The 16288-nt window shown below is 73.4% G+C and carries 15 protein-coding genes and 1 tRNA gene; 7 read left to right on the top strand and 9 right to left on the bottom strand.

From position 1 onward, the window contains the following. Nucleotides 1-314 precede the first annotated feature (314 nt). The 5 genes from thrC to ACZ514_RS08160 form a co-directional block, all read right to left on the bottom strand. Nucleotides 315-1385 (bottom strand): threonine synthase, encoded by a 1071-nt coding sequence (thrC, locus tag ACZ514_RS08180; protein ID WP_469124369.1) that lies wholly within the window; start codon nucleotides 1383-1385, stop codon nucleotides 315-317. 6 nt (nucleotides 1386-1391) lie between these two features. Further along, the gene (locus ACZ514_RS08175; protein WP_468166807.1) at nucleotides 1392-2681 is read right to left on the bottom strand and encodes a homoserine dehydrogenase; all 1290 of its coding nucleotides are present in this window, start codon (nucleotides 2679-2681) and stop codon (nucleotides 1392-1394) included. Between the two features lie 170 nt (nucleotides 2682-2851). Continuing rightward, nucleotides 2852-4243: a diaminopimelate decarboxylase gene (gene lysA / locus ACZ514_RS08170; RefSeq protein ID WP_468695954.1), complete on the bottom strand. Its 1392-nt coding sequence runs from the start codon at nucleotides 4241-4243 to the stop codon at nucleotides 2852-2854. Nucleotides 4244-4262: 19 nt separating this feature from the next. Next, nucleotides 4263-5267 (bottom strand): ArgS-related anticodon-binding protein NrtL, encoded by a 1005-nt coding sequence (gene nrtL / locus ACZ514_RS08165; protein WP_469124368.1) that lies wholly within the window; start codon nucleotides 5265-5267, stop codon nucleotides 4263-4265. Between the two features lie 18 nt (nucleotides 5268-5285). Beyond that, nucleotides 5286-5753, bottom strand: a complete 468-nt coding sequence (locus ACZ514_RS08160) for a response regulator (RefSeq protein ID WP_468166805.1) — start codon at nucleotides 5751-5753, stop codon at nucleotides 5286-5288. A 105-nt stretch (nucleotides 5754-5858) separates the two neighbouring features. On the opposite strand from ACZ514_RS08160, the gene ACZ514_RS08155 reads away from it, so the two are divergent. Both ACZ514_RS08155 and ACZ514_RS08150 read left to right on the top strand, forming a co-directional pair. Next, nucleotides 5859-5930: transfer RNA gene (locus ACZ514_RS08155), tRNA-Arg, on the top strand. Between the two features lie 119 nt (nucleotides 5931-6049). Then, complete coding sequence (locus ACZ514_RS08150; RefSeq protein WP_469124367.1) at nucleotides 6050-6214, top strand: hypothetical protein; 165 nt, start codon at nucleotides 6050-6052, stop codon at nucleotides 6212-6214. 124 nt (nucleotides 6215-6338) lie between these two features. Here ACZ514_RS08150 and ACZ514_RS08145 read toward each other — a convergent pair whose 3' ends face one another. Further along, a complete protein-coding gene (locus tag ACZ514_RS08145; RefSeq protein ID WP_468166255.1) occupies nucleotides 6339-7628 on the bottom strand; it encodes an MFS transporter in 1290 nt (429 codons plus the stop codon). Nucleotides 7629-7849: 221 nt separating this feature from the next. Between ACZ514_RS08145 and ACZ514_RS08140 the strand changes: the two genes are divergently transcribed. Together ACZ514_RS08140 and ACZ514_RS08135 are read left to right on the top strand one after the other, a co-directional pair. After that, nucleotides 7850-8830 carry an XdhC family protein gene (locus ACZ514_RS08140; protein ID WP_469124366.1) on the top strand — a complete coding sequence of 327 codons (981 nt, stop codon included), beginning with the start codon at nucleotides 7850-7852 and terminating at the stop codon, nucleotides 8828-8830. 332 nt (nucleotides 8831-9162) lie between these two features. Then, nucleotides 9163-9558, top strand: coding sequence for a DUF6479 family protein (locus tag ACZ514_RS08135; RefSeq protein WP_468166251.1), 396 nt, complete (start codon nucleotides 9163-9165; stop codon nucleotides 9556-9558). A gap of 97 nt (nucleotides 9559-9655) precedes the next feature. Here ACZ514_RS08135 and ACZ514_RS08130 read toward each other — a convergent pair whose 3' ends face one another. Then, nucleotides 9656-10555 carry an ATP-dependent DNA ligase gene (locus ACZ514_RS08130; RefSeq protein ID WP_469124365.1) on the bottom strand — a complete coding sequence of 300 codons (900 nt, stop codon included), beginning with the start codon at nucleotides 10553-10555 and terminating at the stop codon, nucleotides 9656-9658. Further along, the gene (gene ligD, locus ACZ514_RS08125; protein WP_468695966.1) at nucleotides 10552-11436 is read right to left on the bottom strand and encodes a non-homologous end-joining DNA ligase; all 885 of its coding nucleotides are present in this window, start codon (nucleotides 11434-11436) and stop codon (nucleotides 10552-10554) included. The genes ACZ514_RS08130 and ligD overlap by 4 nt, the downstream gene beginning before the upstream one ends. Before the next feature lie 31 nt (nucleotides 11437-11467). Here ligD and ku point away from each other — a divergent pair, with 31 nt between their 5' ends. Next, a complete protein-coding gene (ku, locus tag ACZ514_RS08120; RefSeq protein WP_469124364.1) occupies nucleotides 11468-12688 on the top strand; it encodes a non-homologous end joining protein Ku in 1221 nt (406 codons plus the stop codon). Nucleotides 12689-12784: 96 nt separating this feature from the next. Here ku and ACZ514_RS08115 read toward each other — a convergent pair whose 3' ends face one another. Then, nucleotides 12785-13579, bottom strand: coding sequence for an NERD domain-containing protein (locus ACZ514_RS08115; protein WP_468695970.1), 795 nt, complete (start codon nucleotides 13577-13579; stop codon nucleotides 12785-12787). Nucleotides 13580-13772: 193 nt separating this feature from the next. Between ACZ514_RS08115 and ACZ514_RS08110 the strand changes: the two genes are divergently transcribed. Both ACZ514_RS08110 and ACZ514_RS08105 read left to right on the top strand, forming a co-directional pair. Beyond that, a complete protein-coding gene (locus ACZ514_RS08110; RefSeq protein ID WP_468695972.1) occupies nucleotides 13773-14414 on the top strand; it encodes a hypothetical protein in 642 nt (213 codons plus the stop codon). Nucleotides 14415-15411: 997 nt separating this feature from the next. Then, nucleotides 15412-16161, top strand: a complete 750-nt coding sequence (locus ACZ514_RS08105) for a 2OG-Fe(II) oxygenase (RefSeq protein WP_469124363.1) — start codon at nucleotides 15412-15414, stop codon at nucleotides 16159-16161. Nucleotides 16162-16288: the final 127 nt, after the last annotated feature.

The following is a 16288-nucleotide window of genomic DNA, read 5'->3' as shown; positions in this document are numbered from 1 at the left end:
TCTTCGCTGCGAATGTACTGGAGAACGTACGACACCCGAAGGCCCTGGGGGCAGCACCGTGGTCATGTGCGCGGTGGCGGATGTAAGTACAGCGTATCGAAGGAAGGTTCTCCCGCGACATAGGGCGCACGGGAGGCGCACGACGCGTGTCGGCGTCTTCCGGCGGATACCGCTGCGGTCCGGGTGGCCCCCGGCCGGCTTCCGGCGGCGTACGGCGCCGGGCCGCCGGATTCCGCAGACTTCCGGAATCCGGCAACCCGGGCGCGGGGCCCGGCGGCCGGGGACGGGGCGCCCCCGGCAACCCGGGCCGTGCGTCAGGCCAGGCCGAGACGGATGGCGGCGGCCTCGGCGTCCACGGGGACGGTCACCGGCTGCGGAGCGCCGGCGACGGCCCAGTCGGGGTCCTTGAGGCCGTTGCCGGTGACGGTGCACACGATCGTCTGGCCGGGGTCGACCAGGCCGGCCTCGGCGGCCTTCAGCAGACCGGCGACCGACGCGGCCGAGGCGGGCTCGACGAAGACGCCCTCCTGCGCGGCCAACAGGCGGTAGGCCGCCAGGATCTGGCGGTCCGTCACCTCGTCGATGAAGCCGCCCGACTCTTCGCGCGCGGCGAGCGCGTAGTCCCAGGAGGCCGGGTTGCCGATGCGGATCGCGGTGGCGATGGTGTGCGGCTCCTTGACGACCTCGCCGCGCACGATCGGCGCGGAGCCGGAGGCCTGGAAACCCCACAGGCGGGGCGTGCGGGAGGCCAGGCCGTCGGCCTTGTACTCCTTGAAGCCCTTCCAGTACGCGGTGATGTTGCCGGCGTTGCCGACGGGCAGCACGTGGATGTCGGGGGCGTCGCCGAGCGCGTCGACGATCTCGAACGCGGCCGTCTTCTGGCCCTCGATGCGCACCGGGTTCACGGAATTGACCAGGGCGACCGGGTAGTTGTCGGACAGCGCGCGGGCCAGGTTCAGGCAGTCGTCGAAGTTGCCGTCAACCTGCAGGATCTTCGCGCCGTGCACGAGGGCCTGGCCCATCTTGCCGAGCGCGATCTTGCCGCGGGGCACGAGGACGGCGGACACCATCTCGGCGCGCACCGCGTAGGCCGCGGCGGAGGCCGAGGTGTTGCCCGTGGAGGCGCAGATGACGGCCTTGGCGCCCTCCTCCTTGGCCCGGGTGATGGCCATGGTCATGCCGCGGTCCTTGAAGGACCCGGTGGGGTTCGCGCCCTCGACCTTGAGGTGGACCTCACAGCCGGTGCGCTCGGAGAGCACCTGGGCGGGGACGAGGGGAGTACCGCCCTCGCGGAGCGTGACCACGGGAGTGGTGTCCGTGACCGGCAGGCGGTCCCGGTACTCCTCGATGATGCCGCGCCACTGGTGGGTGCGATTGCTGCTCATGGGTCCTTACTCCCCTTCAACACGCATGATGCTGGCGACACCGCGCACGGTGTCCAGCTTCCGCAGCGCCTCGACGGTCCCGGAGAGGGCGGCGTCGGGTGCGCGGTGGGTGACGACGACGAGGGAGGCCTCGCCGTCCTTGCCCTGCTGCCTGACCGTGTCGATCGACACGCCGTGCTCCGCGAAGGTGGTCGCCACCTGGGCGAGGACGCCCGGCTTGTCCGCCACATCGAGGCTGATGTGGTAGCGGGTGACGACGTCCCCCATGGGGCTGACCGGCAGCTGGGTGTACGCCGACTCGCCGGGCCCCGTTGCCTCGGCGAGCTTGTTGCGGCAGACGGCGACGAGGTCGCCGAGGACCGCGGAGGCGGTCGGAGAGCCGCCCGCGCCGGGCCCGTAGAACATGAGCCGCCCGGCGGCCTCGGCCTCGACGAAGACCGCGTTGTACGCCTCGCGGACGGAGGCCAGTGGGTGGGTGAGCGGGATCATCGCCGGGTGGACGCGGGCGGTGACGGAGGCACCGTCGGCGGCGCGCTCCAGGATGGCGAGGAGCTTGATGGTGCAGCCCATGCGCTTGGCGGAGGCGAAGTCCGCGGCGCTGACCTCGGTCATGCCCTCGCGGTAGACGTCGTCGAGGCGGACCCGGGTGTGGAAGGCGATGCCCGCCAGGATCGCGGCCTTGGCGGCGGCGTCGTAGCCCTCGACGTCGGCGGTGGGGTCGGCCTCGGCGTATCCCAGGGCGGTGGCCTCGTCCAGGGCCTCCTGGTAGCCGGCGCCCGTCGAGTCCATCTTGTCGAGGATGAAGTTCGTCGTGCCGTTCACGATGCCCATCACCCGGTTGATCTTGTCGCCGGCGAGGGACTCGCGCATCGGGCGGACCAGCGGGATGGCGCCGGCGACGGCGGCCTCGTAGTAGAGGTCCAGCCCGGCCTGCTCGGCGGCGGCGTGCAGGGCGGCACCGTCCTGCGCGAGCAGCGCCTTGTTCGCGGAGACGACGGAGATGCCGTGCTCGAAGGCGGTGGTGATCAGGGTGCGGGCCGGCTCGATGCCGCCGATGACCTCGATGGCCACGTCGATGTCGCCCCGTTTCAGCAGGGCGGTCGCATCGGTGGTGATCAGCGACGGGTCGATGCCCTCGCGCACCTTGGAGGGACGGCGCACGGCCACGCCGGCGAGTTCGACGGGCGCGCCGATCCTGGCCGTCAGGTCGTCGGCGTGCGTCGTCATGATGCGCGCCACCTCTGAGCCGACCACGCCACAGCCCAGCAGCGCCACCTTCAGCGGACGCGTACGCATCATTGACCTACGCCTTTCGATCTTTCTTCGCTCCCGGCGCGCGGTTTGCGCGTCAGGTAGGACCCAGTCTCACTCAATGGACAGAAGTTTCCATCTCCGGTCCATTGAGTGAGACGTGGACTGAGACGTCTATTTTGGGGACCCGGGGCCCTTCCCCAGAAACATGCGGTTCATCCGAGGTCGAGGGACAGGAGATCTTCTTCCGTCTCGCGGCGGACGATCACCCGGGCCGCTCCGTCGCGCACCGCGACCACGGGCGGACGGAGCGCGTGGTTGTAGTTGCTGGCCATGGAGCGGCAGTACGCCCCGGTGGCGGGCACGGCGAGGAGGTCGCCGGGCGCCAGGTCGGCCGGCAGGAAGGCGTCCTTCACGACGATGTCACCGCTCTCGCAGTGCTTGCCGACGACGCGGACGAGCATCGGCTCGGCGTCGGAGACCCGGGAGACCAGGGTGACCGCGTACTCGGCGTCGTACAGGGCCGTACGGATGTTGTCGGACATGCCGCCGTCGACGGAGACGTACGTCCGCAGCCCCTCGAGCGGCTTGATGGTGCCGACCTCGTACAGGGTGAACGCCGTCGGGCCGACGATGGCGCGGCCGGGCTCGACGGAGATCCGGGGCGCCTTCAGCCCGGCGCTCTCGCACTCCCGGGCCACGATCTCGGTGAGGGCCTTGGCGATCTCGTGGGGCTCGCGCGGATCGTCGGCCGACGTGTACGCGATGCCGAGGCCGCCGCCGAGGTCGATCTCGGGCAGCTCGACGCCGTGCTCGTCGCGGACGGCGGCCAGCAGCCGGACCACCCGCTTCGCGGACACCTCGAAGCCGGCCATGTCGAAGATCTGCGAGCCGATGTGCGAGTGGACGCCGAGCAGCTCCAGGCTGTCGTGGCCGAGCGCCCGGCGCACGGCCTCGGCGGCGGACCCGTCGGCGACGGCGATGCCGAACTTCTGGTCCTCGTGGGCGGTCGCGATGAACTCGTGCGTGTGCGCCTCGACGCCGACGGTCACGCGGATCTGCACGGGCTGGCGCACGCCCAGCTCGCGGGCGGTGTGGGCGACGCGGGCGATCTCCTGGAAGGAGTCGAGCACGATCCGCCCGACGCCGGCTCCGATGGCCCGGCGGATCTCGCCCTCCGACTTGTTGTTCCCGTGGAAGGCGATCCGCTCGGGCGGCATCCCCGCGGCGAGGGCCGTGGCCAGCTCCCCGCCGGAGCACACGTCGAGGTTGAGCCCCTCTTCCTTGAGCCACTTCACGACGGCCTTCGAGAGGAAGGCCTTGCCGGCGTAGAACACGTCGGCGTCCTTGCCGAAGGCGTGCGCCCAGGCGCGGCAGCGGGCGCGGAAGTCCTCTTCGTCGAGGAAGTAGGCGGGGGTCCCGAACTCCTCGGCGAGCCGCGTCACTTGCATGCCGCCGACGCGGACGACCCCGTCGTCGTCGCGGGTGACCGTACGGGACCACACCTTCTCGTCGAGCGCGTTCAGGTCGGCGGGCGGCGGGGCGTAGTGGCCCTCGGGCAGGACGTCGGCGTGGCGGGGCCCGGCGGGGTGCGCGGAACGGCTCATCGGAATCTCTCTTCGCGGATCACAGGAAGTCGGGGGCGTCTATGCCGAGGAGGGCGAGGCCGCCTGCCAGCACCGTCCCGGCGGCTTCGGCGAGTGCCAGCCGGGCGCGGTGGGCGGCCGAGGGTTTCTCGTCCCCCTTGGGCAGGACCTGGTGCTGGAAGCCGAGGAGGGCGTCGGCGACGGCGACCAGGTGCCGGACGAGCCGTTCGGGCGCCTGGTGGTGCGCGGCGGCCTCCAGGACGAGCGGGTACTCGGCGAGCAGGCGCAGCAGGGCGGGGGCCTCGGCGTCGGCGTCGCGGGGCCCGGCGGGCTCGCCCGGCTCCGCGTCGAACCCGAGCCGGCCGGCGTTGACCCGCAGGGACCGGGCGCGGGAGTGGGCGTACCGGACGCGGAAGAACTCGCTGGACTCGTCCTGGACGAGCAGGCCGGGCGTGAAGGAGGGGGTCTCGCGGGCCGGTACGCAGAGCATCGCCCAGGCCGCGGCGTCCGCCCCGTACGCGGCGACGACGTCCCCGTCGCGCCCGGCGACGGGCGCGACGCGCAGTTCCTCGGGGCCGGCCACGCCCTGACTGGCCCGGATCCGCCGCACGGCCTCCCCCAGGACCCGCGCCCGCAGCTCCCCGTCGGGCGCGTACCCGTACCTGTGCCCCCTGGCCCGGATCTCGCGCACCAGCTCGGCGGCGGGGACCGGCGCGAGGGTGAAGTTCAGGAACCCGGGCCCGGTGATCTCCACGCTCCGGATCCCGGGTTCGTCGGCCAGCAGCCGGTCCGCGAGCACCCGGGCGACCTCACGGGGCTGCTGCCCGGCGCTCCTGGCGACCTGGAGGGCGACGGGGGTGGCGTACTCCCCCGCTCCCCCGGGCCGGGTCCGCTCGACGACCGCCCGCGCGGGCACGCCCCCGGACAGCTCCCCATCCTCCACGGCGCGACGTACGGCTTGTACGACGGCACGAGAGAGGTCGGCGGGGATCACGGAACCCAGCCTAGGGGAGAAGCCCGCGGGCCATGCATCGGGTTTCGCCATGTGAACAGGGCGGAGCCGTCAGGCCCCCCGGCCCGCCCTCCCGGCCCGTCCGGCCGGGGCTCCCTTGCGCTCCACGAGGCGGCGTACGACGCGGACCAGCTCGGCCGGCTCGAAGGGCTTGGCGACGAACGCGTCAACCCCGGCGGCGATCGCCGCCTCGGCCTCGAGCTGCGTACAGGCACTGACGATGGCGACGGGCAGGTGCCGGGTCCGCGGATCGGCCCGCAACCGCGCGGCGGCCCCGAACCCGTCCAGCCGGGGCATGACCACATCAAGGGTGATGACATCCGGACACACCCGGTGCACGACGTCCAGGCACTCGGCACCATCGCTCGCGGTCACGACCTCGAAGCCCTCCAGCTCGAGATTGACCTTGATCAGCTGCCGGATGACCTTGTTGTCGTCGACAACAAGCACCCGGCCCGAGGCGCCTGGCACAACTCGAGAGTAGGTCGCCCTAAGCCCCCGCGTCCGGGTTTTCGCCACTTCCACCCCCTCCGGGCGACCGACCGCCCCCTCCCGCCGAATCGGTTCCTGATCACCCCGCGGAAGCTGGTAGTGTTCAACCCGTCGCCGCAACGCGGACGACACGCCCCCGTAGCTCAGGGGATAGAGCAACGGCCTCCGGAGCCGTGTGCGCAGGTTCGAATCCTGCCGGGGGCACTTCGCAGGAAGTGCCCAAAGACCCCGCCATCAGCGGCAACGCTGAGACGGGGTCTTCGCGTATGCGCAGCCAACTGCCGTGTCCCGGCAGCTTTTTCGCCCCGGGTACGCGGAGCGGCGTGCCCGCCCCACTCCCAACCGAAGCCGACACGGTCCTGGCCGGCCTCGAAGCCGCACTGCGGTGCCCCCACATCAGCGACTACATCTACTGGGACTTCGACGCCGAACCGAGCGCCGAGAAGGTCGTGGACCGAGCCATGGCGTACGAGCCCTTCGCGCTCTGAGCCGGACGGCGCCGTACGGGCAGGGGCTCGGGCACGGCGGTCACCGTGGCGGCGGGGCCGGGCGGGGGCACGGGTCCGGCGCCCGGCGGGGTCGGCGCCCGCGCCGGGGACGGCGGGGCAGCGGTCAGGGTTGCTCGCGCCGGAGGTCCTGCGCGGGGGTGCCGGAGTGCGTCGTCCGTGCGGGGGCGTCGTCCGGGGTGGCGGGGGCGGGTTTCCGGCCCGGGGCGGCCGTTGCGGCCAGGGCCGTGGCCGCCAGTGAGACCAGGCCGCCCGCCGAGAGGGCCCAGCGGGGGCCCCAGTGGTCGGCCAGCCATCCCGTCAGGAGGGCGCCCAGCGGGGTGGTGCCCTGGAAGATCAGCATGTAGAGGGCCATGACGCGGCCCCGGTAGGCGGGGTCCGAGCCGAGCTGGATCCGGTGGTTGGCGGCCTGCGCGAAGTACATCATCGCGAAGCCGGTCAGGGCCAGCAGCAGGCACGCCGTCGGCAGGGTCGGGGCCAGGCCGGTGAGGGCCTCGGCGGCGCCGAAGGCCAGGGCGGAGCCCGTGACGACGGCGGCCGTCGGCCGGGCGCGGCGGGACGAGCCGGCGAAGGCGGCCAGCAGGGAGCCCGCCGCCAGGGAGCTGCTCAGCAGCCCGAAGGCGGCCGAGCCGGTGCGGAACCCGGTCTTGGCCAGCAGGGGCAGCGTCAGCTGGAAGTTGAAGCCGGCCAGGCCCAGTACGCCGATCAGGGCCAGCGGGAGGACCAGGTCCGGGCGCCGGGCCACGTAGCGGAGCCCGTCCGCCACCCGGGGGTCGCCGGGGCGGGCCGGCGGTCGGTGGAGTTCGGCGGGGCGCATCAGCGCGAGGCCCGCCACCGACCCCAGGTAGCTGCACGCGTTGATCAGGATCACCGGCCCGACGTCGAGGCGGGCGATGAGGAGGCCGGCCGCGGCGGGGCCGGCCACCCGGGCGGCGTTGAAGTACGCGCCGCTCAGCGCCGACGCGTTGGGCAGCAGCTCGTTGCCCACCATCTCCCCGACGAAGGCGATGCGGGCGGGCGCCTCCACCGAGTTGACGGTGCCGAGGGCGAGCGCGAAGAGCCAGATGTGCCAGAGCCGGATCTCGCCGAGGAGCACCCACAGGCCCAGTACGAGGGCGAAGGCGCCGGACGCCAGGTTGGCGAGGACCAGGATGCGGCGTTTGCTGTGGCGGTCGGCGAGCCGGCCCCCGTACAGCGTCAGCAGCAGGACGGGGGTGAACTGCAGGGCCGTCACCACCCCCAGGGCGGTGCCCGAGTTCCCCGACAGCTCCAGTACCAGCCAGTCCTGCGCGATCACCATCATCCAGGTGCAGGTCACCGAGAGGAGCTGGCCGAGGAAGAAGAGCCGGAAGTTGCGTACGGAGAGGGAGTCGAAGGCGTGTCTGAGGGTGTGCACGGTGGTCGTTTCCCTTCACGTCCCCTCGATTCTCCGTGGTGCCGGTGGAGCAGCCACCCGTGGGGGTCTTCCGGTGGTCCGTACGAGGGCGGCGGGCCGGGGTCTGTGGGTTCGGGGGGTGGGGGGCGGCGGAGGGCGTGCGTAGGGTGGTTCCGAGGCCGCTTCGCGCCCGCTGACCAGGCGCTTCGCGGCGAGGGAGCGCACAGGATGGGGCGACGAGGATGCGTGGGCTTGCGGAGACGGCACGGCGGTGGACGGCCGAGGGGCGGGTGGCCTTCCTGGCCCGGCCGGTGACCGAGCAGGGGTTCGGGCCGCGGGATCCCGCCGGGGCCGTGCTCGTGGACGCCCGGGGGGAGTGCGTCGGAGCCCTGTACCGCGGGGTGTTCGACGCCGAGCTCGTCGCGGAGGCCGGGGCCCTGGGCGCCGGGCGGACCGCGCGGGTGTGCGAGGTGTCGGTCGGTACCGGCGAGGCGGTGGACGCGAAGCTGACGTGCGGCGGGCGGGCCGAGGTACTGCTCCAGCCCCTCTCGACGGTGCCCGCCGCATGGTGGGAGCTGCTCGGCAGCGGCGCCGGGGTGGCGCTGGTGACCCGGATCGGCGAGGGCGCGGACGGCACCGTCAGCGAGGTCGTGCGGGCCGGCGACGAGCCCGACGACGAGGCCGGGCGGCGGGCCGGGGAACTGCTGGGGACCCGGCGCCCGGGACGGGACGCCCTGTACGGGGGCGCCGGGCTGGTGCTGGTGGAGGCGTACCCGTCGGCCCCGTACCTGGTGATCGGCGGGACCGGTGAGCTGGCCGAGGTGATCGGTGCGCAGGCGGCGCTGCTGGGCTGGGAGGCGGCCGTGGTGGAGGCGGCGGCGGACGCGGAGAAGGCGCTGGCGGCGCACCGGGACGCCGCCTGCCTGGTGATGCTCAGTCACGAGCCGGACTTCGACGTGCCCACGCTGCGCACCGCCCTGGCCCTGGGGATCCCGTACGTCGGCGCGCTGGGTTCGCGGCGGACCACCGCGCGGCGCCGGGAGGGGCTGGTGGCCGCCGGGGTGGACGAGGCCGCGCTGGCCCGGGTGCACGGGCCGATCGGGCTGGACCTGGGTGCCCGGACCCCGGCCGAGACGGCGCTGGCCATCTGCGCCGAGATCCTGGGGGTGCTCGGGGGCCGGGACGCGCGGGGGCTGCGGGACGCGGAGGGGCCGCTGCGCTGAGCGGCCGCCGCCCGGCGGTCCGGGGCGGGGTTTCGGCCCGGGCGGTACGGCGTACCGGGCGGGGCGGGGCGGTAGGAGCCCGGGGCGGGAGGCCGGGCGTGTCATCCGTCCGGAGCACGCGGCGCGGGCGGAATCGTTCCGGCCCGGTACGGCGTGGGCGGGGGGCGGCGCGGGCCCCGGGCCGGGTGTCCCCTGCCCGGGTCCGCGGGGGTGCGGGGCGGGTCCGGGGGCGGCTCCCTCGGCCGGCCGCGGAGGGCGGGAGCCGCGCCGGCCGGGGGATTCTTTGCACCGCCCCCGCGTGCAAAAGCAGCAAAAGCGGGAAAATGGGATCCATGGACACGATCCTCAGCGTGGACGAGATCCTGACCGACATCGCCTGGTTCTTCGTCGTCGGAATCATCATCACCGGCATGCTGCTCGGTGGCTTCAAGCTGGGCCAGCGGGTCCGGGCGAAGGAACCGCCGCCGCCCACCCCCGAGAGCCAGCCGCACCTGCCCGACGGCGGGGCCGTCCACGAGGTCCGCGAGGAGCGGGACCCGGTGGAGATCCCGAAGGGCGGTCTGCGGCCGCACGAGATGCAGGGCTACGGGAACTTCGGCTCCACCACCTCCAGCCATGCCGACGAGGTGCGGGCCGAGCGCGAGTCCGGCTTCGAGAAGCCGGAGGGGCCGGGGCCGCACCCGCAGCCCGGCGCTCCCCCCGACGCCGGCCGCGGGGCCCACTCGTAAGCGGTCGCACCCGCCCGGCACGTGCCCCCGACCTGCGCCTCCCGCGCGGGTCGGGGGCACGTCGGCGTCCACGTCCGCGTCCGCGTCCCTATAGGTCCTACAGGTCCGTCCGCAGCCGCAGCACCTCCGGCGGCGGGTGCCTCGCCGAGGTGTGCCGGACCTCGGCGGCCAGCGGCGGGTCCAGGGGGCTGAACGGCACCTCCCCGAGCCCGATGGCGGTGACCGTGGCCCCGCCCGGGGCGGCGCGCCCGCGCTCGGCGAGCACGGCCGCGAGTTCCGCGCGCAGCGCCGCCGGCAGCGGGCTCGACACGAGCGGCGCCTCGTCCTCCTCCCCCGGCAGGACCAGGACCAGTGCCGTCGGGCGGCGCGCGGTGCCGGTGTAGCCGATCACCGCCGCGTCCCGCACGTCCGTGTGCCGGAGCTTGCGCCAGGCGCGCCGCCCCGCCGGGTAGGGCTGGTCCAGCCGCTTCACCACCAGGCCCTCGATGCCGCTGGCGGGCAGGGTCTCGTACCAGGTCTGCGCCAGCTCCGGGTCGGTCGTCATCGGCACCGGCTGGATCGGCGGCCCGAGCGGCAGCAGCAGGTCGACCAGCAGGGCCCGGCGCCGCTCGTAGGGGCGGCCCCGGACGTCGACCCCGGCCAGCTCCAGCACGTCGAAGGCCGCGTACGAGGCCGGCAGGCTCTGCGCCAGCACGGCGGCGCGGGCCGCCGTGGCCGCCGCGCGCCGCTGGACCAGGGCGAAGTCCGTGCGGCCGGCGTGCCAGACGACCACCTCCCCGTCCAGCACCGTACCGGCGGGCAACTGCCGTGCGGCCGCCGCCAGATCGGGGAACGCGCTGGTGACGGTCCGCCCGGAGCGGGCCTGGAGCACCACGTCCTCCTCGGTGCGCAGCACGACCATGCGGTGGCCGTCGAACTTCGGTTCGTACGCCAGTCCCGCCCCGCGCGGCAGGGTCCGTACGGCGGCGGCGAGCGCGACCCGCACGCGCGGGGTCACGGCAGGCTCCCGGCCTGCCCGGGGTCGTTCAGCGGGGCGAGGAGGTCACCGTCGCGGGCCAGCCTGGGCGGGATGTCGTCGGCGAGGAACACCAGGTCGGAGGGGTCGCGGCAGGCTTCGACCTCGGCCCAGGAGACGGGCGCGGAGACGGTCGGCAGGGGCCGCGCGCGCAGCGTGTAGGGCGCGGCGGTGGTCTTGGCGGCGGCGTTCTGGCTGTGGTCGACGAACACCTTGCCCGGGCGCAGCGCCTTGGTCATGCGGTGCACGACGAGCCCGCGCAGCTCGCCCTCGGCCTCCTGGGCGAGTGCCTTCGCGTACGCGGACGCGCGCGCGGAGGAGACCGGTTCGAGCGCCACGGCCAGGTGCAGGCCCTTGGAGCCGGAGGTCTTGGCGTACGCCGTCAGGCCGTCGGCGGCGAGGCGCTCGCGCAGCCAGAGGGCGGCGGTGCAGCATTCCACGACGGTGGCGGGCGGGCCGGGGTCGAGGTCGAGGACGAGCCGGTCGGCGACGGCGGGGGCGCCGGCCCGCCACTGGGGGGTGTGGAACTCCACGACGAGGTTGGCGGCCCACATCAGGGACGCCAGCCCGGATACGACCACTTGTTCGGCCCGTTCGTCCTCGGAGCGGGGCACGGGGGTGGTCTTCACCCAGGCGGGTGTGCCGGGCGGAGGGTTCTTGGTGAAGAAGAGCTGACCGTCCGGACCGTCCGGATAGCGCAGGAAGGAGAGGGGGCGGTCCTGGATGTGCGCGAGGAGGGGGTCCGCGACGGTGGCGTAGTAGTGCAGCACCTCGCCCTTGGTGAAGCCGGTCCCCTTGTAGAGGACCTTGTCCAGGTTGCTGAGCGCGATGCGACGCCCCTCCACCATCGTGATCGGCGTCATACGATGAGATTGCCACGAATCAGGAGGAACCGTGCGATCCATTTGGAATGGGGCGATCTCCTTCGGCCTGGTCAGCATCCCGATCAAGCTCGTGAACGCCACCGAGAGCCACTCGATCTCCTTCCGCCAGATCCATGTGACCGACGGCGGCCGGGTCCGCTACCGCAAGGTGTGCGAGCTGGACGGGGAGGAGGTGCCCTCCGTCGAGATCGGCAAGGGGTACGAGGAGGCGGACGGGTCGATCATCCCCATCACGGAGGAGGACCTGGCACGGTTGCCGATCCCGACGGCGAAGACGATCGAGATCGTGTCGTTCGTACCGACCGAGGAGATCGACCCCCTCCAGATGGACGCCGCGTACTACCTCGCGGCGAACGGCGCCACGGCGGCCAAGCCGTACACGCTGCTGCGGGAGGCGCTCAAGCGCAGCCGCCGGGTCGCGATCGCCAAGTACGCGCTGCGGGGGCGGGAGCGGCTGGGCATGCTGCGGGTCGTCGACGACGTGATCGCGATGCACGGGCTGCTGTGGCCGGACGAGATCAGGGCGCCGGAGGGGGTGGCCCCCGAGGCGTCGGTGACCGTGCGGGAGGCGGAGCTGGACCTGGCCGACGCGCTGATGGCCACCCTCGGCGAGGTGGACATGTCCTCCCTGCACGACGACTACCGCGAGGCCGTGGAGGCGATGATCGCGGCGAAGGCGGACGGGGCGTTCGAGCCGTCGGAGGCCGTGGTGGAGCCGGCCGGGGCGCAGGTGATCGACCTGATGGCGGCGCTGGAGAACAGCGTCCGGGCCGCCAAGGCCTCGCGCGGCGGCGGTCAGGGGAGCGCGGAGACGGAGGACGAGCAGGGCACGGGGGACGAGCAGGGCACGGAGGCGGAGGAGGGCACGGAGGCGCGGGTGACTCCCATCCGGCGCGGCGCGGCACCCGCCGCGCCGAAGGCGGTGGGCGGGAAGAAGTCGACGGCCTCGGGCGCCCGCAAGACGGCGGCGTCCGGGAAGAATACGACCGCGAAGTCCACTTCGGCGGCCGCTTCGGGCAAGTCGCGGGCCGCGAAGTCCACTTCGACCGCAACGAAGTCCACCTCGGCCGCCACGAAGTCCGCCTCCAGGGCGACGAAGTCCACCGCGAAGTCGGCGACGAAGTCCACGGCGAAGTCCACGGCGAAGTCCGCTTCGGCCGCCGCCGCGAAGAAGACGGCCGGCGCCGGCGCGGCCAGGAAGGCGGCTCCGCGCAAACGGAGTTCGGCCTGAGGAAGGCCGGGCGACGGGGCGCGGCGGGGTGCGGTGGGGTGACGGGGCGCGGCGGGGCGGCCGAGCGGCGGGGCGCGGCGGGGCGGCGGGGCCTGCTCAGCCCCACGCGGGGCGGGCGCGGGCGCGGGCGAAGAGGGCTTCGACCTCCGGGGGCTTGAGGGTCGCGGGCACCGCCCGCAGCACGGCCGTCAGGGTCGGGGGCTGGAGGACGAGGACGTCCTGCTGCGTCGGGGCCACCACCACCCGGGAGGCGTCCGCCAGGACCAGGGCCGGGGTCACCGGAGCGTCCAGCACCCGGGCGGCGCAGGCCGCCGCCCGGCGGATCCAGCGGGGGTCGGGCCGGGGCTCGGCGCGGCCCACCGTCAGCAGCAGGTCCCCGACCTGGACGCGCTGGCGCCGGCCCGGGACGGTACGCACGGCCAGGACGCCCGGCGGGCCGATGAGCAGGTGGTCCAGCAGCCCGAGCCCGGGCACCGGGACGTCGTGCAGGGCCCGCCAGTCCGTCGCCTCCAGCAGGTCGAGTTCCGCACCCGTACGCTGCCGGGCCTGGAGTTCCTGCCGCATGCGGAGCCGGGCGCGGCTGCCCGGTGAGCCGTACGCCAGCTCGCCCAGCAGGGTCTCGCCGGGCCGGTTCGGGGCCAGGTCCCCGTCGGGCGGCAGGCTCAGGCAGCGCAGCTCCGCGGCGGTCGGCACGGGGGGCGGGCCGATGGTCCAGCCACGGGTCAAGTACGGGCGCAGGGCGGCCAGTACCGCTTCGCGCTGGTCCTCCGCCAGAACGCTGATCCGGTTGGCCTGCCGGTCGTACCAGGCCACCGCCTGGCCGTCCGGCCGGTTGACGTAGAGCCGGCCGCGGCCGGGCCTGCCGCTCGGAAGGACCTTGAGTCCGCGCATCGGCCTCACCCCCGCCCTCCATGGGAGCAGGCGGCGCTGCCCCGGGCAATCCCTCGGTTGTGTAACAGCTCCGTCGGGTCCCTGCTGCCTTCCTGTTACAAGGCCATCGCCCTACCGCAACGGCCGGGGCCTACTTTTGTGCCGTCCGGAAGCCGTCCGGAAGCACCAGACGCTGACCAACCGAGGGAACCCCGTGGACACCGCCCGCCGCCGTGCCATCGTTCGCGCCACCGCCGTGACCGCCTGCGCCGGTGCGCTGCTGGCCCTGCCGGCCGCCGCAGCGCTCGCCGACGCGGCACCGGCCGCCTCCGGCGCGCAGCGGACCCTCGTCAGCAGCATCTCCCTCGCGGACGGCCGGTCGACGGCGAAGGTGTACCGCGTCGCGAAGGACGCCTACCAGGCCGAGATCCTGCGCGCCGGAGCCACGGTCGTGACGCTGACCAGCCGCGACGGGGCCACCGGGGTCGGTGCCGCCGGTGAACTGCACGCCGCGCTGGGTCCGGACGGGCGGCTGTCCTCCTGGGTCGGCGAGACCGTCCGGGGAGACGGCTCTCACGCGGTGGGCGGCGACGGGCACAAGACCGGGACCCGGACCCCGCACGGCGGTGGCGGCGGCGGTGGCGGTGGCGGTGGCCAGGTCGTACCCGCCTCGGTGGACGCCGCCGCGCGGGACCGCTCCGGCGCCCCGGGTACGGCCGAGGCCCTGCGCCTGAACACCCTGGCCGACGGCCCCGGCGAGGGCGTGCTGCTGCTCGCCGCAGGCGGCGGCATCGCGGCGGTGGGCGCCGCCGGGCTGGGCTACGCGATGCTGCGACGCGGCCGCACGGACGGCTGATCTTCGTTTTTCGGGGGCGCGGGCGGAGCGGGGGGCGGGGCGGGGGCTGTTCCGGCGGGGCGGGGGTTCGGGGGCGGTAGCCCCTCGGGCGGTGTCAGGGCTGGTTCGGGGGTTTCCCGTCAGTCCCATCGTCCTTCCGTGTCGGGCCGGTCCCTCAAGGGCGCTCCTTCGTCGCGTCACTGCGTGATGGCCTTCGGCCACCCTTGACCGACCGTCCCGCCCCGGAAAGACAAGGACTGCCGAGAACCCCCCAAAGAAACGGGACGGTCCAGAGGGAAGGACTTCCGTATCAGCGATGAGGCGGGGTGGGCGGGCGTCGGCCTGCCGGGCATTCGGGCTCCCAGAGACCCCCGGCGGTCCACCCGGGCGCGTCAGATCGCTACGTGCTCCTCCCGGCATGGCGTCCGGCGACCGGCCGGGGCTGATACCTGCACGAAATGCCGAGCAGAGCCCCTTTCGGGGGCGGTGGGCACGTCAGATCGCTACGCATCAAGGTCCTCCAGGGCGGGGTTCCTCTTCCCCGGGCGTCGACGCGGATTCCGTCGACGTTGGGCCCCAAGTTCGCCGGGGAGTTTGCTGCGGGGAGTGCAGCGCGGATCTCGGCCGGGTTTCCGCGCACACAGCGCCCTGCTGCTCCGCCTCGCCCATCCGGCTGCGGCGACAAGGGCTCTGTCCGCTCCGACTCCGCGTCCTTCGAGCAGCCTTGACCTGCCGTCAGGTTCGCCACGCGGGGGACGCCCAGGTTGCTTTGCAGGTTCCTCCCGTCTAATCTCGTCAGCATGACGATAAGCGCGCGGCGGCCCCCGCTCCCTGCGGGGATCGACTCCAGGAGCCTCGGTCCGCCACCGCTCGCACGGCTGTGACGTCGAGCACCGGGCAGAGACGGCACGAAGGCTGCGGGCACCCCAACGCCTGATGTGACCGCTGCGTGAACTCGGACGGCGAGCCTTCTCTCCTGCCGAAGAAATCCCTTCGACGATCACCACAGGACGGTAAAGTGACCACGTTCGCCATGCCGGTGAATCCCTTCGACCTCTCCGAAGCAACGCTGAGCCGAATATCCGCCGATGACTCATGGGCCCCGACCGCGTCGGAGATCCCACATGTCGACGCCAGGGTGATTCGCCATTTCCTCAGCCCTGCCGAAGTCGCGGCATTCGCGGCCGAACTCGCGGCTCAGCGCTTCGCGCCGGTGGGTCTGGACGGCATTGCCGCCAACTACGCGGAGGGAGATCCGGTCGGCTATTACCGTGCGACGGCTGACTCCGAAGCCTTGGCGGCAGAGTTCTACCGCAGGCTGCGGACGTTTCTGTCGTCTGAAGCAGGACCGGACGATCCGACGGATTCAGACGGAAGGGTCTGGAGGCCGGCGGCCGTCAATCCGCGCATGCGCTTCATCACCTACGAACAGGGCGGATTCCTCGTTCCGCACTATGATTCGCCCTATTTCGCGCCCGATGGGATGCGAACGCATCTGACGGTCGTCGTCTACCTGGCGTATGAGGCGGTGGGCGGAGAAACGCGGTTCATCGCCGACAAGCAGAACGACCTCCCCTTTGCGCAACGCGACTTCTCGGACTGGCCGCGGCTCGCAGAGCCCGAGGAAATATTGAGCGCCCACCGCCCCGAACCGGGCGATGCCCTCCTCTTCTGGCATCGGACGCTTCACGACTCGGCCCCGCTTCTCGAGGGAACGAAAACGATCCTCCGAACCGACGTGCTCTACGAGCCCGTAGAGGCGCCTTGAAGGCAACGTCACGGCGTCCCCGAGCCCGTCACACCACCGTCCCCATGCCCCGGTAGTGCGGGGTGACCTCCCGCGCGTTCCCAAGGGCCATGCGGCGGGGAGCCGCGAGGTGGTGGTCCGCAGTGCC

Source organism: Streptomyces sp. NPDC034086, assembly GCF_055575515.1.
This window is presented reverse-complemented; position numbering and strand designations above follow the sequence as displayed.